This window comes from Flavobacterium cryoconiti (genome assembly GCF_048158645.1).
GTDB classification, from domain to species: Bacteria; Bacteroidota; Bacteroidia; order Flavobacteriales; family Flavobacteriaceae; genus Flavobacterium; species Flavobacterium cryoconiti.
On record NZ_JBLNKW010000001.1, the window covers coordinates 143,254 to 166,576 of the forward strand.

Below are 23,323 nucleotides of genomic sequence, written 5' to 3' on the forward strand. Positions count from 1 at the left end.
AAAATTACTTTAACACACTTTTCAATTCCGCTTGAATATTTTCAAAAATAGCACTCAGATTCTCATTTTTACCCGATAATAAAAACACTTCCGTAGTTGGCATTTGCTTGCTATTCCATAGTAATTGTGCTCTTTTTTCAGCAATAAAATTCTTTGCGTTTATATCCCAAACTACTCCAATTCCAGTATTTCTAGAAAGTATTTCGAGCATTTCATATTCGGATGGGATAATATAATTGGGAACCATCGAGGGTCTTTTTTTGTTGAAAACATACAACCAAAATAATTTGATGTGTGGAATTTGTGCATTATGACTGAACCATTTTTGATCGTTTAACCAATGTTCGATTGCCGTGAAATCTTTAATTTTAATATTCGATTTTAATTCGGAGGCATCAATAGTGTTTGAACCTACAATGACTTGTTTGATTTCACCCACCTTTTTCTGAATCGTGTCAAACGTATCGTATTTTTTGGTTACAACCGCAAAATCAAGTTTTTTAGAATCTACCAATTCAAAAAGCATGTCATTTTCATGAAAGCTAAAATCAATAAAATCAAATTTTGAAATTAAGCAACTTCCCAAACTGCTCATCAAGTGTTTCGAAATTCCAATTGAAATCAATCGGTTTGCATTAAACGCTTTGGAACGAAAACCATTCTCCACATTTTCCAATCGGTCTAAAGCCTCGATGATTAGATTATTGAGTAACTTGGCATATTCCGTTGGCTCTACCCCTTTTGACTTTCGATTGAAAAGTTTATATCCTACATGCGCTTCCAACATTGATATTTGCTGACTAACAGCAGGTTGACTGATAAACAATTCTTTGGCAGCCAAAGAAAAATTTCCATTTTTGTAAACCGATTTAAAGGTTCTGTACCATTCTAGATTGACCATGATATAAATATATTTATCACAAACATAATTTAAATTATTTTTACTAATAGCATATTCGCCCTAAATTTGTACAAACAAAATCAGTCATGAAGAAAATTACATTATTTGCTGTTATAGCATTAACCGTAAGTTGCATAACCGCAACCGCACAAAAAATAAATAAAAAAGGTATGAAAAAAGTATTATTTGTGGTTACCAGTCACGATAAATTGGGTAACACAGGAGAAAAAACAGGATTTTGGACCGAAGAATTAGCGGCACCTTATTACGCTTTGGCTGATAATGGAGTCCAAATTGATATTGCAACACCACTGGGAGGACAGCCGCCTATTGACCCAAAAAGTGAAGATCCATCAGCTGCGACAGAGGACACCAAAAGATTTGACAGCGACACGGCACTTCTTGCTAAACTGAAAAACACAAAAAAATTATCGGATGTAAATCAAGCAGATTATGATGCCGTTTTTTATCCAGGAGGTCACGGTCCACTTTGGGATTTAGCCGAAGACAAAACTTCAATCGCATTGATTGAATCTTTTTACACACACAATAAACCAGTAGGTTTCGTTTGTCATGCTCCTGGAGCTTTGAAAAATGTAAAAGTAAATGGGGAATTTTTAGTAAAAGGCAAAAAAGTAACCGGATTCTCTAATACCGAAGAGGAAGCGGTAGGTTTAACTAAAGTAGTTCCTTTTTTATTAGAAGATGTTTTACAAAAAAACGGCGCTACGTATAGCAAAGTTGCTGACTGGCATCCGTATGCCGTTGAAGATGGATTATTAATTACAGGACAAAATCCAGCTTCCTCTAAACTTGTGGCTGAGAAAATATTAAATCAATTGAACGCAAAAAAATAAACATGTTAAATTTCGAATTATACAATCCTACCAACTTAATTTTTGGCAAAGGACAAATAGAAAAACTAGCTACATTAGTTCCAAAAGATGCTAAAATATTATTGGCTTATGGTGGTGGAAGTATCTTTAAAAATGGGATTCACGAGCAAGTTCGTAAAAGCTTAGAAGGATTTGATGTAATTGAATTTGGAGGCATCGAAGCCAATCCTCATTTTGAAACTTTGATGAAAGCTGTTGCAATCATTCGGGAGCAAAAAATTAATTTCATTCTTGCCGTTGGTGGAGGAAGTGTTATTGATGGTGTAAAATTTCTTTCGGCAGCGGCAAATTTTGAAGGAAATCCAATCGATATTCTTAAGAAAAGAATCCTTTTTAAAGATGTTACTAAAGTCGTTCCTTTTGGGACAGTTTTGACTTTACCAGCAACGGGAAGCGAAATGAATTCTGGTTCTGTGATTACGATTGAAACTACTCAAGAAAAACTGGATTTTGGCGGTTCCGCTTTGTTTCCAAAATTCTCTATTTGCGACCCAACTGTAATAGCTTCTTTGCCAAAAAGACAATTGCAAAACGGTATTGTTGATGCTTACACACACGTTTTGGAACAATATTTAACCTATCCGCACGAAGGTTATCTTCAAGACCGAATAGCAGAGAGTATTTTACAAACTTTGATTCAAGTAGGTCCTGACGTAGTTCAAAATCCTACGGATTATGCATTAGCTTCTAATTTTATGTGGAGTTGTACTATGGCTTTAAACGGATTAATCCAAAAAGGAGTTCCTTCGGATTGGGCGACGCACATGATTGGGCATGAATTGACCGCTTTGTACGGAATCGATCACGCCAGAACTTTGGCGGTTGTTGGTCCAAATTTATACCGAGTAATGTTTGAAACCAAAAAAGGAAAATTAACACAATACGGAAAACGTATTTTTAATTTAACCGGAAGTGATGATGAAATTGCTGATGAAGCCATCAACAAAACGGTTGAATTCTTTCACACGATGGGAATGCAAACGAAATTATCTGATTATACAAAAGACTTTCAAAAAACGGCTGATTTTATCGTAACCCGTTTTGAACAGAGAGGCTGGAAAGCTTTGGGTGAAAAACAAAATATTACTTTAGAGAAAATACAATCCATTGTAGAAATGAGTTATTAATTCAAATAATACTGATGCTGATTGACATTGGCACAAATAAAAAGGCGTTCTCATATTAATTATGGGGACGCCTTTTAAAATACTAAAACAAAACCAACTAATTCAATTTGCATTATATTTGTTAAATGATTAATTTATAATCATATAGAACGCAAATTGAATATATATATTGTGTTAAAAAATAAAAAAAATAAAATTATTTTTTATCTCATAGAATTATCCCCTTTTGAAAACTCATAGAATGTCCATTTCTTGTTCCAATTTTATTTGTATAATCACTACTTTTTTAAGTACTTTTGATTAAATTTAATAAAAAAATGACCGAAAACATAAAATTTGCAGTGATTGGCGGAGGAAGTTGGGCAACAGCGATTGCAAAGATGCTATGTGTAAATCTTTCGGAGATTTCGTGGTATATGCGTAATGAAGCTGCTATAGAACACATTAAAACCTACAAACACAATCCAAATTATCTAAGTTCTGTTGAATTTGATGTCAAAAAACTGAAACTCACCAGTGATATCAACGAGGCTGTGGCTTATGCGGATTATATCATTTTTGCAATTCCATCTGCTTTTTTGGATGCTGAATTAGAAAAATTGACGGTTTCATTGAAAGACAAAATCATTTTTTCAGCAATAAAAGGTATCGTTCCCGAAACGAGTTTAATTGTTGGTGAACATTTTCATGTTAAATATGACATTCCTTATTATAATATAGGTGTAATTACCGGACCTTGTCACGCAGAAGAAGTGGCTATGGAGCGATTGTCGTATCTGACTATTGCCTGTGGCGATGATGAAAAAGCTAAAATTGTTGCTAAAAATCTATCTGGAAATTATATCAAAACGAAGATTACAGATGACATTATAGGAACTGAATATGCTGCCATGCTAAAAAACATCTATGCAATTGCAGCCGGAATGGCTCACGGATTAGGTTACGGGGACAATTTCCAGTCGGTTTTAATGAGCAATGGGATTCGGGAGATGAAAAAATTCATAAAAAAGGTTCATAAAATGAAACGTAACATCAATGATTCGGCTTATTTAGGCGATTTATTGGTTACCGGTTATTCTGTATTCTCCAGAAACAGAATGTTCGGGAATATGATTGGTAAAGGCTACACGGTAAAATCAGCAATGATGGAAATGAGCATGGTTGCCGAAGGTTATTATGCTGCAAAAAGCGCTTATAAACTCAATCAAGGGTATGGAGCCAAAACGCCGATTATAGACGCCGTTTATGAAATTCTGTACGGGGGAAAAGATGCAAAAACTGTTTTTAAGGCTCTGACTGATAAATTAGATTAATCAGATTACTTATAGTAAAATAGAAGAATTCCTTCAATTCTAACAAAAAACAAAGGCACTAATCTACATAAAGATTGTGCCTTTGTTTTTATAATTATTTTTTAATTCGGCTTGAAGCCGAAATAGATTTACCTCACAATAACTCCGTCAACGAATAAAATAGGCACTTCTTCCACAAAATCCTCATGGATAGAATGCGATTTGAAAATGAATTTTTTGTCGTGCAATTTATCTCCGATAAAATAAGTCAACATAAATTCATTGTTAAGCGCCAGAACACTTTTTTCTATCATTTCTATTTTGATCACTGAAACTGGTGGCACTTCTACAAAAGCATGACGCAAGAGTGATGTTTTTTTCATTTCACCGTCTATGGTTCCAAAAGCTTTGGAAACGACCATTACGCTTTCTATAAGGTAGTCACTATCATTTATTAAATAGGCATACCATACTTTTTCCATGAAATCGTCACTCCATTCCTGAACTGCAGCAAGGAATACGTTTTCTACTTCGGGGATGATGATGTCGGATTTCATATTTTTGATTTTAGATATAAGATTAACGATTTCTGAATTCAGATTTTAAATCCTTCAGAAATAGTTAATCAACATTCTTAAATTTTTAAATGCTTGATTTGAATTGCTCCAAGAAACGAACGTCATTTTCGTAGAACATACGGATATCGCCGATTTGATACAATAACATGGCAATTCTTTCGATTCCCATTCCGAATGCAAAACCGTTGTATTCGTCAGGATTAATGCCACAGTTTTTCAAAACGTTAGGATCAACCATTCCGCAACCCATGATTTCTAACCAACCGGTTCCTTTGGTGATTCTGTAATCGGTTTCTGTTTTCAGACCCCAATAAATATCAACCTCAGCACTTGGCTCCGTAAATGGAAAATAAGACGGACGTAAACGGATTTTTGATTTTCCGAACATCTCTTTGGTGAAATATAAAAGCGTTTGTTTTAAGTCGGCAAAAGAAACGTCTTTGTCAATGTACAATCCTTCCACTTGATGAAAAATACAGTGAGAACGGGACGAAACAGCCTCATTACGGAAAACTCTTCCCGGAGAAATAGTACGAATTGGCGGTTTATTCTCTTCCATGTAACGCACCTGAACGGATGATGTGTGCGTGCGCAACAAAATATCAGGATTCGTTTGAATGAAAAACGTATCTTGCATGTCACGTGCCGGATGGTATTCCGGTAAGTTTAATGCGGTGAAATTATGCCAGTCATCTTCAATTTCTGGACCTTCAGAAACATTGAAACCAATGTTTGAAAAGATGTCAATAATTTGATTTTTTACTAATGAAATAGGGTGACGAGAGCCAATAGTTATTGGTTCAGCCGAACGCGTCAAATCACCGTAAAAGCCTTTGATTTCTTCTTTACTTTCTAAAGCTTCCTGTATGGTTTTTACTTTTTCTTCGGCAGAAGTTTTAAGCAAATTGATTACTTGTCCAAATTCTTTCTTTTGTTCGTTAGGAACATTTTTGAATTCAGCGAAAAGGTCTTTCAAAAGCCCTTTAGTTCCAAGAAATTTAATTCGGAATGCTTCTAAATCTGCTGTGTTTTGCGTTGAGAAAGCTTGTGCTTCACCAATATATTCTTTTATCTTGTCTATCATTTTCATCCAATAATTGAGAGTGCAAAATTACAAAATTTGTTTTAGGTTTCCCGCTTAAAGTTTAAAGTTTCCATTCTAAATTGTTAGATTGTTTTTTACCCGTTTTCTACTTCTTTCTAAACCACATAAGAGATATAAGTTCATTTAAGCTGGGCATTTTAACTGAAGACTAATCTATCAATTCTCTTTCAATAAAATAATTCACAATGGCTTCTTTCATTAAAACTGATTGTTCACCCGCTTTTAGTGGTGGCAACTCCTCTTTCACTTTGTAATGAGGCCATCCTTCTTCATCAAAAAATTCAAATTCATAGAAGCCATAAGGCTCTAATAATCTGCAAATCGCGATGTGCATCAGGTTTAGTTTTTCGTCTTTCTTGTATTCGCTATGCACTTTTCCGAGTTCTTGTACTCCAATTAGATAAATAATAGCATCGAGATCTAAATCTTCTCCTTGAGAAAATTGATTAGAAAGTATAGTTACAAGCTGTTCCCAGCGTTCTTTAAGTTGTGTGTCTCTTGACATTTTAATTTTTGATTGCAGATTTCCGATTTTTGATTGTAGATTTTTCAAAAATAGTAATCGAATTATTTTGACAAAGATAAGAACTTGAAATTTGGCAATTGATACCGAACAATTCTTTTATATTTGCACTTTTTATTTTATAAACTATAATTATGAGTTTTTTAGATATTGTTTTGGGTGCATTGCTAGCCTTTGCTTTGTATAAAGGCATCAGGAATGGGCTTTTTGTAGAATTAGCTTCTTTAGTTTCATTAATAGTCGGGATTTATTTTGCTATAAAATTTTCCTCGCTTATAAAAGGAATGTTGGCAGGTTTTGTTCATTGGAATCCATATACCATTCAAGTGATTGCTTTTGTGCTCACTTTTATCCTTGTTGTGGTTGGAATATCATTATTGGGAAAATTCCTTACCGGAATAGCAGATTTAGCCTTTTTAGGCTGGATTAACAAATTGGGCGGTGGTTTTTTCAGGGTATTGAAAACTGTTTTGATATTAGGTATTGTATTCGCTGTTTTCGAAAAAATAAATTATCACAATTTTATAGCCAAAAAAGAGACATTGGATAAATCTTTATTTTATAATCCCATACAAAAAACAGCTCGATTTATGTATCCTTCAATAGAGAAATGGTACGATGGTTTGAAGAAAAAGCAGTAGGCAGTTTTCAGATAACAGCATCGATAGTCAGCCCATAAATACATGCTAAACTTATTATTGCATTAAAATAGTATTCAAAACGAAATACTGCGACTGAACACTGAATACTATTATTTCACTTCCTTTATAGCGCTACTCTCAATCCAACCTTCGGTTCCATCAGTTAGTTGCACTTTTTTCCAATTTTCTAATGTTTCCTGTACAAAAACTTTTGTTCCTTCGTGCAATACAAAAATAGCGGAACCCGCTTTTTGCGGCTCACTTTTTACTTCTGTAATTTCAGCAAAAATAATAGCCGGTTTCTCATTATCAAAATGGCTTTTTTCGAAAATTGCTGACGAAACACTTATTAGCATCAGAAAAATAAGGACAAACATTCCAAAAAAGAAAATTCGCTTAGAAACCGTAATTTGTGAAAAATAATATCCAATAAAAAACAACAAGAATGCGGTTGCAAGACCTACTGAAATCCAAGCCCAGGTATTGTAATGATAAATTCCCGTGAAATCACGTACTAGTTTTCCAAAACCAACTTTTGGGATTACTTTAATTTCATCAATAGTTCTTTTTTGAGCAAATTTTAAGTTATTGATACTTTCGCTATCATTTGGATTAAGCACCAATGCTTTTTCATAATTGTAAATGGAAGGCGCAACTTTATTTAATTTATAATAGGCATTTCCTAAATTAAAATACAATTCTGACGAATATTTATTGTCTTTCAAAACACTTTCGTAAGCTGTAACAGCTTCCTCATATTTCCCTTTTTCGTAAAAGGCATTCCCTTTTTCAAAGCCGTTTTGGGCAAAGAAAATTTGGGTTGAAAGTAAGAGTATGTATACTATATTTTTCATTTCTATTTTTATTTACCCGGAGGCACTACTTCATTTTTTTTGCCACGAAGGCATAAAGACGGAAAGTTAGTTAACTCAAAATTAGTTTAATCTGCGTTGTTTAGTGTCTATTTTAAATAGCTATTTAAACAATCTGTTTTTCTAACTCAGAGATTATCGCTACCGCTTTATCAAAATCCTGTTGTATCGTAACACTTGATGATGGTGCATATCTGGCTACTTCACAGTTTTCTGTAAGTGCGATAAAATCATTCACCGCTTCTGGATTGGCATTTCTAGACAACAAGAATTCCTGAATATTATCCTTGCTCATTTCTGAAGTCTCAATATGTAATTTAGCCTTCAGGAAATTATGCATCGCTTTTTCAAGCGCAATATAAAACAGTTCTTTGTTGTTGATTTGCTTTTTGGCTTCCGATAAATATTTCTTTGCCAATCTATTATTCATTCGGATTCTATTTCCGGTAATATCGCCGTCAATAGCTTCTTTTTTCTTTTTGAATAATACGATCAAAGGCAATAATAGAAACGGGAAAAACAACAATCCATAAAACAAATTAGAACCAAAGAAATCTTTTTTATTCCTGTTCAAAAGATTGCTTTTCAACTTGATGAATTTGAATTGTTCTACGCTCCCTATTTTATTCTTATTCTCACCTGAATTTGAAGCAGTCGTTGCATTCGAAGCTGAAGGACCGTCCAACACATTAATCATTATTTCTTTTGAACTAATAGTCTTATACGTACCTGAACCCAAATCAAAATAAGAAAACTGTAATGGTTTTATTGGGTAATTTCCTTTGTACTGCGGAATAATGGTATAACTATCTGAAATTTTTCCTGACATTCCTGAAAGTGGCGTATCTACTTGTTCATTATGAACGGCATCATACATTTCCAAAGCATTTGGCACTACTGGTTTTGGCAAGCTGAACAATTTCATATTCCCTTTCCCAGTTACACTTACAACTAAATTAAGGCTTTCTCCGTTTTTTAAATCGGTCTTTGTTGGTGTTACTTTAAAATCAAAATTACCTACAGCTCCAGAAAAATCTTCCGGCTTTCCTGCCTCTGGAAGTGCTTTGACAGCAATCGTTTTTGTTCCTGCAGAAACCCTTTTACTGCCATCAGTAACAATTACACGTCCAAACATATCGCGACGGTTTGTAGGCAATTGCACATCAATGTCTAATGACAGCGGTTCTATTGCCAACTTTCCTGATTTTTGCGGATATAAGACTGTTTTTCTCAACACCACATAACGGTATTTTTGCCCTTTAAACATCCCTTCTTCAGCAACAAGCTGTTTGATATCGATGTTCTGACTCCAGAAATCATTGTACTTCGGTTTGTTGAGTTCCCGCCAATTAGTGATTCCAATATTATAACTGAAATACAACTTATAAACCACTGTAATTGGTTCGTTTATATACGGATTTGTTTTAGAAATATCGGCAACAAGATAAATATTATCATCTGCCGAAACACTGGTATCGTTTGGATCTCTAGGCTGTTCCGTTGCCGCAGTAACATTAATTCTTATGGGCGATGTTTTATAAATTTGCCCGTTGTATTCTATGGCGGCTTGCTTAATAACTAACGATCCTTTTTGATTTGGCAAAAGAAAATAAGAATATACTTTTTCAAAAGAACTCTTGCCATTTACCCATGACTGGCTCACCTGCTGACTTGGTCCTGCTATAATTCTAAAGCCATCAAAAGACGGTTGATTAAAATTATCCCCATCTACATTCATTATAAAATCGATACGAAGTCTTTCGTTTAAGCCTAGCGTGGTTTTACTTACTCTCGCCTCAAATTGTACTTGAGCGCTAAGTGAGCTGCACACCATTAAAACTAGTACTGCTATAAATCTTTTCATTTTCAAATTATCTAATTGAATTACCAATCTTTCTCTGTTTTGACTGGTTTTCCTTTTACTTTTTGGGCATTCACTTTATCCTGAACTTTCTTTTCTTCCTTATTTACCGCATCCAAAAGATTTTCTAAACGCTGTTTAGAGATTCCTCCCGGTGCTGGTTTTGGCTCGCCTTTATCATCTGGTTTAGGACCTTTATTATCTTTGTCCTTGTTTCCTTTGTCGTCTTTCTTGTCCTTATTTTTATCGTCCTTTTTATCTTTGTCGCCGTCTTTTTTCTTATCGTCCTTTTTCTTGTCTTTGTCTTTATCGCTCTTCTTATCTTTTTTCTTGTTGTCATCCTTTGGCGGATTTTCTTTTAGCTTTTTCTTTGCCAAAGCATAATTATAACGGGTTTCTTCATCTGTAGGATCATTCCTCAATGCATTCTTATAAGCTTCCACTGCCTGCGTATAATCCTTTTCTTTCATGAAAACATTTCCTAAATTATGAAAGGCTTGGTGTTTATCCGGTCTTGATTTAGCACTTTTTAATGCTTTTGCATAAGCGAATTTTGCCTCAGCAACTTGGTTTTGCTTATAAATAGCATTTCCTAAATTGTATGGAGCAATTGTTTTATTCGGAAATTTCGAATCCGAAATTCTATAATTAGCTTCAGCATCTACAAATTTATTTTCAGCATATTCCTCATTTGCTTTAGGCAATATTCTGTCTTTCTGTTGTGCGTTTACAACAAAAGAAATGAGTAATAAAAGATGTAAAATTAAGTTCTTCATTTTATTTTTTAAATGTAAGCATCAAAGTATATTTTTTATTTTAGTTCCAATAAAGGAGCTTCTTCCAGATACTTTGCTCTTTATATTTTATTTATTCTCGTTAAATAAATTCAATTTGTTTACCCAACTTGTTTTTCTTTCCAGAAGAAAAATATCCAGAAATAAGAAAACAAAAGCAAAACCTAAGAACCATTGAAACTGCGATTGAAAATCAGCCATTTCTGTCGCTTCAAATTCTGTTTTTTGGATTTTATCCAAAGCATTCTTGATATATTCCAGCACTTCTTTAGTGTTATTCCCATTTACATAACCGCCTTTGGTAGCTTTTGCAATAGCTTCTAAACTCGCTTTATTTAATTTAGTTATTACGACTTGATTGTTATTGTCTCTTTGAAAACTTTCAACAATTCCGTTTTTTTTCAATGGAATCGTCCCTCCTTTTTCAGTTCCAACCCCAATCGTAATAATTTTCATTCCTAATTTATTGGCTTCTTCAGCAGCACTTTCGGCACCTTCAGAATGATCTTCACCATCTGAAATCAGAATCAATAATTTGCTGGTTTTACTTTTATCATCAAAATAAGTAGACGATAATTTTATGGCTTCATCCAGCGATGTTCCTTGGGAAGAAACCATTCCAGGGTTCATGCTTTGTAAAAACATCTTTGCTACACCATAATCGGTCGTGATTGGCAATACTGGAAAAGCACTTCCTGCGTAAGCCACAATTCCTATTCTGTCACTTCCTAACTGATTGATAATTTGCGAAACGATTTGCTTGCTTTTGTCCAAACGATTGGGTGCTACATCTTCGGCCAACATACTTTTGGATACATCCATTGCAAAAACAATGTCAATTCCTTCTCGTTTTACGGTTTCCATTTTGGTACCAATCTTTGGATTTACTAATCCAAGAATTAGTCCAAGTAATGCCAGTAATAACAATACCAACTTCAAAACTGGTTTAAAAACAGAGCTTTCCGGGCTTAGTTTTTTCACCATTTCTAAATCCCCAAATTCGCGTTGTTTTTTTCTTTTCCAATATAAATTAACTAGAAAAACCAACACCACGATGGGTAGTATAAAAAGAAGGTATAAATATTTTTTTTCGTCTAATTCCATTTCTTATCTTTTAGTCACACTTTTCAGTTGGCGACTGTCATTATATAAAGCTTTTAAAAACCGTATTTCGCAATCCTATTTCCAGTAATAGCAGAAAACCTGCAAACCATATAAAAGGTCTGAATTTTTCATCATAATCATAGAATTTTAGTTCTTCGATTTCTGTGGTTTCCAGTTTATTGATAGACGCATAAATCTCAGCCAATTTGCTATTGCTTGTAGCCCTGAAATATTTCCCATCTGTTTTTCTGGCGATACTTTTCATCAATTGTTCGTCAATTTCCACTTTCATCATTTGGAATAAAAACTGTCCATTTGGCGCCACCGCATAAGGAAACATTGCCATTCCATTGGTTCCAATTCCTATGGTATATACTTTAATTCCGTATTGTTTGGCAATATCAGCAGCAGTTTCAGGTTCAATAAATCCGGCATTGTTCACCCCGTCTGTCAAAAGAATAATCACTTTACTCTTCGCTTTACTGTCTTTCAATCTGTTTACGGCTGTGGCCAATCCCATTCCTATTCCAGTCCCATCTTGTAAAACATTATCGTATTTTATACTGTTGATAGCATCCAAAACAACTGCTTTATCGCTGGTAACCGGGGCTTTTGTATAGGCCTCCGAAGCATAAACCACCAATCCGATTCTATCGTTAGGTCGTTCCTCGACAAAATCAGCAGCCACTCTTTTCAGCGCTTCCATTCTATTTGGTTTCAAATCTTTGGCCAACATACTTCCGGAAACGTCCACTGCCATTACAATATCAACTCCCTTTGTCGTTTTTGTTTTATTGCTTACATCAACCGTTCTCGGTCTTGCCATTGCCACAATCAAAGAAGACAAAGCTAATACCCGAAACACATTCAATATTGGTTTTAGCTTTGTTAAATAAGAAGTTGTGCCTTTAAATCCTTGTAATGAACTTATTTTTAACGTCGCTGATTGTTGGTTCTTTTTCCAAAATAACCAGGCAATCGCAACTGGAATCAGAAGAAACAACCAAAAAAATTCTGGGTTTAAAAAAGTTATTTTAGCCATTATTTACTTGCTTGTTTTAATTCGACAGAACTCAAAACGCGTTCTGATATTTCATTTGCATACGTGTCTCCTTCTTCATGGAAGAGTAAAATTTGTTGTAACCCACCTTCTTGACTAAACAATAATGCTTCATAATACATTTTCACGCTGTTTTGTTTATCATCATCTATTTTCTGAAATGTACCGTAGGCTTTAAGTCCTTTAATTCCTTCTTTGGTCTCAAAATCTTCTTGTTTCACAATCATGTTTTTAGCGCCTTGAACTTCTAGTGATTGCAGCGCTCCGTCCATTGATTTTTTCAAATCTATTTCGGTCTCTTTTTTATATTTTAAAGTAGAAACCATGAGATAAAAATGATCTGAAACACTTCCATAGGCAAAAGATTGCATTTCTTTAATCAACGCCATTCCGTCTTTAGGCAGTGTTTTAGTCAAATCAACTCGCTTCAGCACTTTTGGAGTTTCTATTATAATACCCGGGTTTCCATATTCACTTTTCACCCATTCTCCCTCCAATAATTCTTTAGTAGGATTACCTAGAACATTATCTTTTACATAATCAAATCCTTTGAGAACAATGAAAAAAGTGGTAGTTGCTACCAATAAAAAAACAACCGAAACAACTGCAGTAACGATACGTTTTTTTCTCTTTTTTAATAATTGAATTTGTATCTGTTTTTGTCTTTGTGCCTCATTCAATAAAACATCTTCTTCTACAGGAACTTCTACAGGAATAGAATTGTCTAAAGTCAGAATTGCTTTTTGAATCTTATTTCGGTCTTCGGTGATTTCAAAATCCAATGGTTTTGATTTCGCAAATTTCACTAAATCGGCTTGTTTCAAAACACGCTCCAAATTTTCGATAATTTCCTGTGAAAGCGTCATTTTCTTTTTGACAGAAGCTGCTCTAAGCCCTTGAATCAGCTCTGATGTAGTGCTTTCCATTGCCGGAATTTCGATTGCTTCCTCAATATAATTTCTGGCGATATCCGTCAATTCACTGTAATAGGCTTTTACTTCTCCTTTTTGCCAAAGTTCTTTTTTCTCTAAAGTATCTAGCAAACTGGTCGCTTTTTCTATTGGCGTTTTGAATATTTCAGCTTCTAACTTTTTCTTTTGGTGTTTTTTAATGTACCAATAAATCAAAACTCCAATTCCAACAATCAAGGCGATAATCAAAAGATATTTCCACCAATCTCCTATCGAATTATCCGCTTGAGCAATGCCTTTGATATCGAACATTTTTTGCTTTAAAGTATCCACTTTAACATTCGCAACTTCAACCAAAAGAGAATCCGTCATATACGGCTTACTGTTGATGAAGATTTTTATACTCGGAATAACATATCTACCGGAGTCAAATTGGGTTAAACCATATTTTTTTACCAATTCATAACGACCATCCGTTTTTATGGTATCAATAGGATACGACTGGATTACCTCTAAAGCGCCAAAGTTTTTTAGTTTTGGAAAAATCACTTTAGACGCTGTGTCAACCGTCGTTTTTATCGACAGTTTAAATTCAGCACCAATTTTATTTTTAATCGTGTCAATACTTGTGACTACTTGTTTTTGTTGTGCAAAAACAGCCGTTGTAACCAGTAAAAAAAGCAGGTAAAGTCTAATTTTCATTTTTATATTAAATATTTTTTCCTCTCCCCAACCCTCTCCAAAAGAGAGGGAGCCGAGTCGTGAAAATTTTAATCCTTTATCATCTCCTCCCCTTTGGGGAGGCTGGGAGGGGATTTATCTCGATTTAAAATAACTCAATAATTTAGTGACATAACTTTCGTCAACTCTAGTGTTTACAACACCTGAACCTGATTTACTGAACGTTTCTTTGAAATAGTTCACCTTATCGTGATACTGTTTCTCATAATTCATTCGCACTGATTTTGAACTAGTATCAATCAATTCGATTGCTCCGGTTTCAGCATCAAGCATGGAAACCATACCTAAATTTGGCATTTTTTCTTCTCGAATATCGTACACGCGAATGCCCGTTATATCGTGTTTCTTGGAAGCTATTTTCAATGTTTGTTCGTAATCTTCCGACATGAAATCTGAAATCACAAACACGATGGCTTTCTTTTTTTGGGTTCCCGATAAAAACTTTAAAGCTTGAGCAATATCTGTTTTACGGCTTTTAGGTTGAAATTCTATCAATTCCCTGATGATACGCAATACGTGCGATCTTCCTTTTTTAGGCGGAATATACAATTCGATTTCATCCGAAAACAAAATCAAACCTATTTTATCATTGTTTTGAGTCGCCGAAAAAGCCATTGTTGCGGCAATCTCTGTAACTATATCTTTTTTGAATTGGTTTTTCGAACCAAAACTTTCCGAACCCGAAATATCAACCATTAACATCATGGTCAATTCCCGTTCCTCCTCAAAAACCTTTACATGTGCTTCATTATAACGTGCGGTTACATTCCAATCAATCGCACGGATATCATCTCCGTACTGGTATTGGCGCACTTCGCTGAACGTCATTCCGCGTCCTTTGAAAGAAGTATGATATTCTCCCGAAAAGATGTGATCACTCAATCTTCGGGTTTTGATTTCTATTTTCCGTACTTTTTTTAAAAGCTCTTTTGTATCCATTTGATTGTTGATTGTTGATTAACGATTGCTGATTTCAGATCTAAAATCTAAAATCATATATCAAAAATCTTAAATCTTTTTAAGGTACTTCTACTTCGTTTACGATTTTGTTAATGATGTCCACTGAAGTAATATTTTCAGCTTCGGCTTCGTAAGTAACTCCAATTCTGTGACGCAATACATCATGAACTACAGCACGAACATCTTCTGGAATTACATAGCCACGACGTTTGATAAAAGCATAACATTTTGCGGCATTCGCCAAATTGATACTTCCACGTGGCGAAGCACCAAAACTGATTAATGGTTTCAAATCAGCTAATTTATATTTCTCCGGATAACGGGTGGCAAAAATAATATCAAGTATGTATTTTTCTATTTTTTCATCCATATACACTTCACGAACTGCTTCTTGAGCACGTAAAATTTGTTCTACTGAAACGACAGCATTTACTTTTTCGTAACTTCCTTTTAGGTTTTGACGAATTACTAAACGCTCATCTTCCATTTTTGGATAATCAATAACCGTTTTCAACATGAAACGATCGACCTGAGCTTCAGGCAATTGATACGTTCCTTCTTGCTCAATTGGATTTTGCGTAGCCAAAACCAAAAATGGTCGGTCTAATTTGAAAGTAGTATCACCAATAGTCACTTGCTTTTCCTGCATGGCTTCTAACAATGCCGATTGTACTTTGGCAGGCGCACGATTAATCTCATCGGCAAGGACGAAATTAGCGAAAATTGGTCCTTTTTTTATCGAAAATTCATTTTGTTTGATGTTGTAAATCATTGTCCCAACAACATCGGCAGGCAATAAATCAGGAGTAAATTGTATTCTGCTGAAAGATCCTTGAACAGCTTGTGAAAGAGTATTTATCGCTAATGTCTTTGCTAATCCGGGAACTCCTTCTAACAAAATATGTCCCTGACCCAAAAGTCCAATTAATAAACGCTCCACCATGTGCTTTTGACCCACAATAACCTTGTTCATTTCCATTGTGAGAAGGTCTATAAAAGCACTCTCTCTTTCAATTTTTTCATTGATTGCTCTAATGTCTAAAGTCGCTGTATTTTCTTCCATTTTATTATTTTTAAAACCTTGAATTTAATGCCTTCGTTTTGATGGTGCAAATTGAATTTTTTTTTAGACGTAAGATGTTAAAAAATGGTTAAAACTTCGACCAAACCCTTAATTTTAAGGACGAATTATGATACAATTTTCATATTTTTAAGAACTTTGAAAAATATGATTTGAATTCGAAGAATTACGCATTTCAATAAAAAATAAAAACCATGAGTAAAACAAAATTATCACCTATCGTTGCTGGTGTCATGAATTGGGGAATTTGGGATAAAAATCTAAATACCAAAGAAATGGAAAACATGATTAAGGTATGTCTAGAAAACAAAATCACCACCTTTGATCATGCTGATATATACGGTGATTATACCACTGAATCTGATTTTGGAAAAGCTTTTGCTTCCAGCAAAATAGCCAGAGAAAAAATACAACTGATATCCAAATGTGGTATCCAAATGGTGACGGAAAACCGTAAAAACACCATAAAACATTATGATTATTCGAAAAACCATATTATTTGGTCCGTTGAAAATTCCTTAAAAAATTTACATACTGATTATCTAGATGTCTTTTTATTACACAGACCAAGTCCTTTGATGCAAGCAGATGAAATTGCCGAAGCGGTTTTGAAACTAAAATCAGATGGAAAAATCATAGATTTTGGTCTTTCTAATTTTACTTCTTCCCAAACAGAATTGATTCGTCAGAAAACAGAAATCAGTTACAATCAAGTGCAATTTTCAGCTACCAACTTCGAGCCTATGCTTGACGGAAGCTTTGATTATATGCAAACGAACCACATTCGTCCTATGTCATGGAATCCGTTAGGATGCGTTTTCAGAGAAGATATTCCACAAACTCACCGACTAAAAAAATTATTGGCAACATTAGTTTCGAAATACCATTTGGGTTCTGATACGATTTTACTTTCATGGATTTTGAAACATCCAGCCCAAGTCATTCCTATTGCTGGAACGGTTAATGTCGCAAGAATTCAGGCATTAATGAAAGCCGTCGAATTAGAACTAGAACAAGAAGATTGGTTTGCCATTTGGGCAGAAAGTATGGGAAAAAATGTTCCATAATGAGGTCGCAGATTGCAAAAAAACAGAAAAGAGATGATTGAAAAATATAAAAAAAACCATGAGTAAAATAGCCTTAGTAACTGGTGCAACCAGCGGAATTGGTAAAGCAACTGCACAAATATTAGCCAAAAATAATTATAAAATTATTCTTTGTGGACGCCGTGAAGACCGATTGACAGCACTTGTAAAAGAGCTTTCTGAATTTACTGAAATCCATACATTATCATTTGATGTTCGCGATAAAAAGGCTGTTTTTGAAAGCATCAATTCCTTACCAGAAACGTTTTCTAAAATTGATGTTTTGATTAATAATGCCGGAAATGCGCACGGTTTGGATTCCATCCAAAATGGAAATTTAGATGATTGGGATGCAATGATTGACATCAATGTAAAAGGGCTGTTGTATGTTTCGAAAGCTATAATTCCGAAAATGATTGAACAAAAATCAGGTCATATTATCAACATTGGTTCTATTGCCGGAAAAGAAGTCTACCCAAACGGAAACGTGTATTGCGCTTCAAAACATGCCGTTGATGCCCTAAACCAAGCCATGCGTATGGATTTGAATCCTTATGGAATTAGGGTTGGCTCCATTCATCCCGGTATGGTAGAAACGGAATTTAGCGAAGTGCGTTTCAAAGGAGATACGGACCGAGCTGCCAATGTTTATAAAGGTATTGAAGCCTTACAACCTGAGGATATTGCTGATATCATTCATTTTGTGGTTTCCAGACCCTATCACGTAAATATTGCTGATTTGATTGTATTTCCAACTGCACAGGCTTCAGCAACTATTTTAAAAAGAGATATTTAAAATTAAATTTTTAGACTGTTGGATTTTTAGATTATTTAGACAATCTAAAAATCCAACAGTCTAAATGATATAAAAATCTAATACTAATGATCAACAAACGAATTTTAATTAAAAACCTACTCGCTCACAATGATGAGAGCAGTTTTTATGACAAAAAACGGCAGTTGAATTTGCATACCCGAGAGGGGAAAGCTAAGTTTTTGAAACACATTTGCGCTTTATCTAATTCAAATCCCACGAATAATTCCTATATTGTCGTAGGCGTTGAAGACCAAGACAATACTATTGTTGGTGATGATTTCTTTGACGATAGCAGGATTCAAAATTTAGTGAACGCCTATCTGGAAAATCCACCCAAAATTCAATATGAAAATGTGCCTTTTCCAAATCTGCCAAAGGATAAAGTGATTGGATTAGTAACCATCAAACCCAAAAGTAAAACGTCCCATTTCAAAAAAGGAATTCACACCATTCCTGCCAACAGCGTTTTTATAAGGCGAGGCAGCAATACCATGCCGGTGGAAGGCGAAATAGAAAAAAATTACCAGAACACGGAAACCGTAATTGGCATTGAAAATAATTCAAGAAACAGCATCGAATATACATTGGACGGCGTGATTGATTTTATGAATTTTCGTCACAAAGACATGGCACCAAAATATAAAGTTTTTAAGGAATTATTTGTGATTTGCTGGGCTGGAATCGCCAAAAAATCCCGTGATAAAACCTATTTATCACGCGTAGATATTGAATTGATAAACGAACAAATTAAGCTATTTTACTCGGCTCAGGATGTTGTCGAAATCATTTATGATGAAGATACTTTTACGATTATCGAGTATGTTCCATTGGGTTTGAATGATAAAACGAGTTACTATCCTTTAGAAAAACAAACCATTCATTTTCATGATAATGGTTATTACAAAATTGAAAGAGAAATGCTTTTTCAGCCACCAGAATTCAATAAAAAACTATTATTTCATATTTATAATGCCAATATTACTCTGCTGAATAAGCTCCAAAAAGGGCTTTCGTTATCCGAAAGGGAACGCAAAGATTTAGAAAATTTACCCTCGACCTTCATGATTTGTTACCTCAACGGTTTTGAAGAAGCCAAACAAAAACTGATTGATGCCAAACTGCTTTTGAAACCTTTTACGCAAGTGTATTTGTCGTTTAAAGAAGCGTTACGTATTTTGAGAAAAATGAAATATGATGTGCAGTGACGTTTAGTTATTATAATTATTCGGCTATTTTATTGCAATAAAAAACGCATAACATATCCATTAATTTCTCTTTTCTGTCTTTTATTTCCTCTATCACTCATGACATTATGAATCGTATTAGGAAGTTTAATGATTGTTATACCAAATTTTTCCTGCTCTGCAACAGTTGGCAAAACGCCTTCGTCAGCAGGTTGATCACTGGATCGTAATGAATAAATTTTAGGCTGAGAAGTTCTGGGTAATTCCATTCTGCGATTGTCTAACGAAATTATTTTATCTACTAAATCAGGGTATTTATGAGCAAATAAAACCGACATATCACCTCCATTCGAATGTCCAATTAGGATTAAATGTTTATAATCTAAATCTGGATTTGTCTTTTTCAATTTATTAAGGACAAATAAAATATTCTCCGCTCCTCTTTCCCAATTTGGTCGTCTCACAACTTGGGGAATTCCCGTTTTAGGAATTAAATCATCTGTTGATAATTCATGCTGAATACTAACTACAAAATATCCTTTTGAAGCTAAATTTTTCGTCAAATAAGAATAGCCTTTATTAGCTCCAGGGGTATTTTCTGCATAACCATGACTGACAAGTACCACTTTTTGATTTATAATTTTTTCGTTTGTCTTTGGCAAATAAAATGCAACCGGAATTAATCGTTTTCTTGAAGTGTCATACCAATTTGCACTGTCTAATTTAACTTCGAAATTTTGATTGGGAATTTTTACGTTAGCCGTTTTTTTACTTGAATTACAACTAATTAGAAGAAAGTAAAATAGTATCTGCAGGTATATTTTCATATTTATTTTGAAATTTCATCTTTTACAAAAAAAGATAAATCTAAAAGCCATACTAGATGGCTCGGAAATTCTGAGGAAGATGAAATAGAATGTGTAGTTAAAAATTAAAGCGAACTATTGATTCCTTTCGATTGTATTACGACCACAATGCCGCAAACCAAACTATAATATTATTTATCACCTGACATACAAAACTGGTCAAAAGAAACAACAAAGCGAGAACTGCATTCATCTTATATGTGTTTTAAGTTTTTGTAAAAATAACCTAAAATATTTTATCAAACTATCACCAAAAACAGTGATTTTTTTTTAGCACTAAAATATTGATTTTAGCCCTCAAATTTACATTAATTACTTTAATTTCAAATAATTAAGATGATTATTTACTTTATTAAAGTTCTAATTCCTTAAAAAAATTGTGTCGAAGGGAAAATCCTAAAACATTTTTATGTTGTTATTAAACAATATATTTGAATTCAATAAATTTTCCAAATTGTATCAATTTATTGAATCAGAATATTTGCCATAATCTATGAAATTATAAAAAATTAACCGTAAAATGAAAACCATCATTAAATTATTCCTTTGTTCCATGCTCCTTTTTCCCACAACCTTTGAACTGTACGCACAGACTTCTAAAAATAAGGATTGGACCAATCTTCTAGATTCAAATCTCAGTCAATGGGATACGTATTTGAGTTATAAACATAAAAATAATTACAATGGTCAAGTTCCTGTCGATAGTGAAGGGAAAGCTATTGAACCCATTGGCTATAACAAAAATGAAGCTGGTGTTTTTACTGTAATCCAAGAAAATAATGTTCCTGTTTTAAGAGTTTCCGGAGAATATTACGGTTGTGTTTTTTCCAAAAATAGTTATAAAAATTACCGCCTAAAACTTAAAGTAAAATGGGGAACTAAAAAATGGGAACCGAGAACAGATAAATTGCTGGATGCCGGAGTATTGTATCACTCACAAGGTCCAGCTGGTGCTGATTATTGGAAAGCGTGGATGCTGTCACAAGAATTTCAATTCATGGAAGGACATTTTGGTGATTATTGGAACATTGCCAATGCTGCCATCGATATAAAAGCGTTTGCTTCAGAAGGCGTGATGAGTTCCATAGCCGATGAAAATCAATCTTTTTTACCCTTTGGAACTAATACGGAAAGAACCGGTTATTGTACCCGAAAAGATAATTATGAAAGCCCAATGGGTAGTTGGACCGAAGTAGAACTGGTATGTTTCGAAGGAAAAAGTCTTCATATTGTAAATGGCCATGTGGTAATGGTGCTGGAAAATTCTCGCTTTTGGGATGGTACGAAATTCAATCCGCTAATTGAAGGAAAAATACAATTACAAAGTGAAGCTAGCGAAGTGTACTACAAAGAAGTAATGATAAAACCAATTAACGAAATACCTAACGAATTCAAAAAATATTTTTAGGAATTTTTTCAATCAATATTGCTTCAATTTGAACCAAAAAAAATATAAAAACGATACTGTTTTTCTGCTATTTTTGTAAAAGAACAAATTGAGACAACTAGAAATGAGAACACTCGTCATAGGCGATATACATGGTGGTTTGCATGCGCTACACCAAATTATGGAAAGAGCCAAAGTAACTACTGAAGATACTTTAATCTTTTTGGGGGACTATGTAGATGGCTGGAGCCAATCACCACAGGTAATTGATTATTTGATTGAATTGAATATTAAAAACAATTGCGTTTTTATTCGTGGCAACCACGATGAATTACTTCTACACTGGCTTAAGGACAGCAAAGACAATCTTTTGTGGTACAAACACGGAGGTGAAGCAACAGTCAATGCCTATGAAACGGTTAATCTGGAAACCAAACAAAGACATGTTGAATTCCTGCAATCATTGGAAAATTTTTATCTTGACGACCAAAATCGGTTATTTATTCACGCCGGTTTCACCAATATGAATGGCGTCGATTTTGAATATTTTCCAAAACTTTTTTATTGGGACAGAACCTTGTGGGAAACCGCTTTGGCATTAGACAAAAACATGAAACCTGGTAATTTATTTTATCCCAAACGATTAACCCTATACAATGAAATTTATATTGGTCACACGCCTGTTTCCCGTATTGGCAAAACAACTCCAGTACAAATGGCTTGTATTTGGAATGTAGATACCGGCGCCGCTTTCAAAGGTCCTTTGACTATTATGGATGTTGATACCAAAGAATTCTGGCAAAGTGAACCATTAGACCTTTTATACTCTAATGAAAAAGGTAGGAATTAGTTTAAATAAACTACTTTTGCACAAAATTTTAATACCCAAGAATCATGAAAAAAATTATTACACTATCATTATTATTGTTAGTTGGTTTTGTTAATGCACAAGCATACAAAGGAAAAGGAGATACTAAATTTGATGTTGGAGCAAACATTCAAAACGGAGGTTCCGGAATTCGTCTTTCTACTGATTTTGGCCTTGGTGAAAATATGTCTTATGGATTTGTAACTTCTTATTTGTTGTCTGTTTCTAATGATGATTTAGGGAACAAACCTAAATTTGGAGATCGATTTGATGCAAAAGTGAGATTCAATGCTAATTTAGGAAATGTCCTTAAACTGGATCCAAAAATGGATATTTATCCAGGACTTGATTTAGGCCTGAGAAATTTTGGTGCACACCTTGGATTTCGTTATTTCTTTACGGAAGGTTTTGGTATTTTCACAGAAGCTGGAATTCCAATAGCAAAATATGACAACACTATTACTGGTTTTGATAATTTAAACAACCAGTTTGTTTTTAATATTGGTGCTTCTTTCAATTTGTAATACTTTTTAAAAGCAAAGAATTCCCGAATTTTAATCATAAAAAAAGGCAATTTGAAATTTTCAAATTGCCTTTTTTTATGATTAAAATGAATTGCGTATTACAAATCAAATTTTATTCCTTGTGCCAATGGCAAACTTGTGGTAT

23 protein-coding genes are annotated in these 23,323 nt (G+C 34.1%); 10 read left to right on the top strand and 13 right to left on the bottom strand.

Annotated elements, in window-relative coordinates; translation table 11 throughout:
- Window positions 1-4: 4 nt before the first annotated feature.
- Window positions 5-901: a LysR family transcriptional regulator gene (locus ACM55H_RS00580; protein WP_416834652.1), complete on the bottom strand. Its 897-nt coding sequence runs from the start codon at window positions 899-901 to the stop codon at window positions 5-7.
- A gap of 86 nt (window positions 902-987) precedes the next feature.
- Here ACM55H_RS00580 and ACM55H_RS00585 point away from each other — a divergent pair, with 86 nt between their 5' ends.
- The 3 genes from ACM55H_RS00585 to ACM55H_RS00595 all read left to right on the top strand — a co-directional run bounded on the left by ACM55H_RS00585 (window position 988) and on the right by ACM55H_RS00595 (window position 4,237).
- Window positions 988-1,758, top strand: a complete 771-nt coding sequence (locus ACM55H_RS00585) for a type 1 glutamine amidotransferase domain-containing protein (protein ID WP_416834653.1) — start codon at window positions 988-990, stop codon at window positions 1,756-1,758.
- A 2-nt stretch (window positions 1,759-1,760) separates the two neighbouring features.
- A complete protein-coding gene (locus ACM55H_RS00590) occupies window positions 1,761-2,924 on the top strand; it encodes an iron-containing alcohol dehydrogenase (RefSeq protein WP_416834654.1) in 1,164 nt (387 codons plus the stop codon).
- Between the two features lie 317 nt (window positions 2,925-3,241).
- A complete protein-coding gene (locus ACM55H_RS00595; protein WP_416834655.1) occupies window positions 3,242-4,237 on the top strand; it encodes an NAD(P)H-dependent glycerol-3-phosphate dehydrogenase in 996 nt (331 codons plus the stop codon).
- A gap of 128 nt (window positions 4,238-4,365) precedes the next feature.
- Here ACM55H_RS00595 and ACM55H_RS00600 read toward each other — a convergent pair whose 3' ends face one another.
- The 3 genes from ACM55H_RS00600 to ACM55H_RS00610 form a co-directional block, all read right to left on the bottom strand.
- A complete protein-coding gene (locus ACM55H_RS00600; RefSeq protein ID WP_416834656.1) occupies window positions 4,366-4,773 on the bottom strand; it encodes a hypothetical protein in 408 nt (135 codons plus the stop codon).
- Between the two features lie 85 nt (window positions 4,774-4,858).
- Window positions 4,859-5,878, bottom strand: a complete 1,020-nt coding sequence (gene pheS, locus ACM55H_RS00605) for a phenylalanine--tRNA ligase subunit alpha (protein ID WP_416834657.1) — start codon at window positions 5,876-5,878, stop codon at window positions 4,859-4,861.
- A 169-nt stretch (window positions 5,879-6,047) separates the two neighbouring features.
- Entirely contained in the window at window positions 6,048-6,404 is a 357-nt protein-coding gene (locus ACM55H_RS00610; protein WP_416834658.1) for a hypothetical protein, read from the bottom strand.
- Window positions 6,405-6,556: 152 nt separating this feature from the next.
- On the opposite strand from ACM55H_RS00610, the gene ACM55H_RS00615 reads away from it, so the two are divergent.
- Entirely contained in the window at window positions 6,557-7,063 is a 507-nt protein-coding gene (locus ACM55H_RS00615) for a CvpA family protein (protein WP_416834659.1), read from the top strand.
- 110 nt (window positions 7,064-7,173) lie between these two features.
- Here the strand turns inward: ACM55H_RS00615 and ACM55H_RS00620 are convergent, their stop codons facing one another.
- The 8 genes from ACM55H_RS00620 to ACM55H_RS00655 all read right to left on the bottom strand — a co-directional run bounded on the left by ACM55H_RS00620 (window position 7,174) and on the right by ACM55H_RS00655 (window position 16,429).
- Complete coding sequence (locus tag ACM55H_RS00620) at window positions 7,174-7,917, bottom strand: tetratricopeptide repeat protein (RefSeq protein WP_416834660.1); 744 nt, start codon at window positions 7,915-7,917, stop codon at window positions 7,174-7,176.
- A gap of 124 nt (window positions 7,918-8,041) precedes the next feature.
- Complete coding sequence (locus ACM55H_RS00625) at window positions 8,042-9,799, bottom strand: BatD family protein (RefSeq protein ID WP_416834661.1); 1,758 nt, start codon at window positions 9,797-9,799, stop codon at window positions 8,042-8,044.
- A gap of 20 nt (window positions 9,800-9,819) precedes the next feature.
- The gene (locus ACM55H_RS00630) at window positions 9,820-10,572 is read right to left on the bottom strand and encodes a tetratricopeptide repeat protein (protein WP_416834662.1); all 753 of its coding nucleotides are present in this window, start codon (window positions 10,570-10,572) and stop codon (window positions 9,820-9,822) included.
- A gap of 87 nt (window positions 10,573-10,659) precedes the next feature.
- On the bottom strand, window positions 10,660-11,694 hold the full coding sequence (locus ACM55H_RS00635; protein WP_416834663.1) for a VWA domain-containing protein: 1,035 nt from the start codon (window positions 11,692-11,694) through the stop codon (window positions 10,660-10,662).
- Between the two features lie 40 nt (window positions 11,695-11,734).
- Entirely contained in the window at window positions 11,735-12,736 is a 1,002-nt protein-coding gene (locus ACM55H_RS00640; protein WP_416834664.1) for a vWA domain-containing protein, read from the bottom strand.
- The gene (locus ACM55H_RS00645) at window positions 12,736-14,367 is read right to left on the bottom strand and encodes a hypothetical protein (protein WP_416834665.1); all 1,632 of its coding nucleotides are present in this window, start codon (window positions 14,365-14,367) and stop codon (window positions 12,736-12,738) included. Before ACM55H_RS00645 ends, ACM55H_RS00640 begins: the two co-directional genes overlap by 1 nt.
- Window positions 14,368-14,481: 114 nt before the next feature.
- The gene (locus tag ACM55H_RS00650) at window positions 14,482-15,345 is read right to left on the bottom strand and encodes a DUF58 domain-containing protein (protein ID WP_416834666.1); all 864 of its coding nucleotides are present in this window, start codon (window positions 15,343-15,345) and stop codon (window positions 14,482-14,484) included.
- A gap of 79 nt (window positions 15,346-15,424) precedes the next feature.
- Window positions 15,425-16,429, bottom strand: coding sequence for an AAA family ATPase (locus tag ACM55H_RS00655; protein ID WP_039108478.1), 1,005 nt, complete (start codon window positions 16,427-16,429; stop codon window positions 15,425-15,427).
- Window positions 16,430-16,641: 212 nt separating this feature from the next.
- Here ACM55H_RS00655 and ACM55H_RS00660 point away from each other — a divergent pair, with 212 nt between their 5' ends.
- The 3 genes from ACM55H_RS00660 to ACM55H_RS00670 all read left to right on the top strand — a co-directional run bounded on the left by ACM55H_RS00660 (window position 16,642) and on the right by ACM55H_RS00670 (window position 19,554).
- Window positions 16,642-17,514 carry an aldo/keto reductase gene (locus tag ACM55H_RS00660; RefSeq protein WP_416834667.1) on the top strand — a complete coding sequence of 291 codons (873 nt, stop codon included), beginning with the start codon at window positions 16,642-16,644 and terminating at the stop codon, window positions 17,512-17,514.
- A 58-nt stretch (window positions 17,515-17,572) separates the two neighbouring features.
- Window positions 17,573-18,328 carry an SDR family NAD(P)-dependent oxidoreductase gene (locus ACM55H_RS00665; RefSeq protein WP_416834668.1) on the top strand — a complete coding sequence of 252 codons (756 nt, stop codon included), beginning with the start codon at window positions 17,573-17,575 and terminating at the stop codon, window positions 18,326-18,328.
- 86 nt (window positions 18,329-18,414) lie between these two features.
- On the top strand, window positions 18,415-19,554 hold the full coding sequence (locus ACM55H_RS00670) for an ATP-binding protein (RefSeq protein WP_416834669.1): 1,140 nt from the start codon (window positions 18,415-18,417) through the stop codon (window positions 19,552-19,554).
- A gap of 29 nt (window positions 19,555-19,583) precedes the next feature.
- Here ACM55H_RS00670 and ACM55H_RS00675 read toward each other — a convergent pair whose 3' ends face one another.
- Window positions 19,584-20,360, bottom strand: coding sequence for a serine aminopeptidase domain-containing protein (locus ACM55H_RS00675; RefSeq protein ID WP_416834670.1), 777 nt, complete (start codon window positions 20,358-20,360; stop codon window positions 19,584-19,586).
- Window positions 20,361-20,919: 559 nt separating this feature from the next.
- Here ACM55H_RS00675 and ACM55H_RS00680 point away from each other — a divergent pair.
- The 3 genes from ACM55H_RS00680 to ACM55H_RS00690 all read left to right on the top strand — a co-directional run bounded on the left by ACM55H_RS00680 (window position 20,920) and on the right by ACM55H_RS00690 (window position 23,178).
- A complete protein-coding gene (locus tag ACM55H_RS00680; protein WP_416834671.1) occupies window positions 20,920-21,807 on the top strand; it encodes a 3-keto-disaccharide hydrolase in 888 nt (295 codons plus the stop codon).
- Between the two features lie 103 nt (window positions 21,808-21,910).
- Window positions 21,911-22,636, top strand: coding sequence for a metallophosphoesterase family protein (locus tag ACM55H_RS00685; protein ID WP_416834672.1), 726 nt, complete (start codon window positions 21,911-21,913; stop codon window positions 22,634-22,636).
- A 44-nt stretch (window positions 22,637-22,680) separates the two neighbouring features.
- Window positions 22,681-23,178 (top strand): DUF6646 family protein, encoded by a 498-nt coding sequence (locus ACM55H_RS00690; RefSeq protein ID WP_416834673.1) that lies wholly within the window; start codon window positions 22,681-22,683, stop codon window positions 23,176-23,178.
- Window positions 23,179-23,323: the final 145 nt, after the last annotated feature.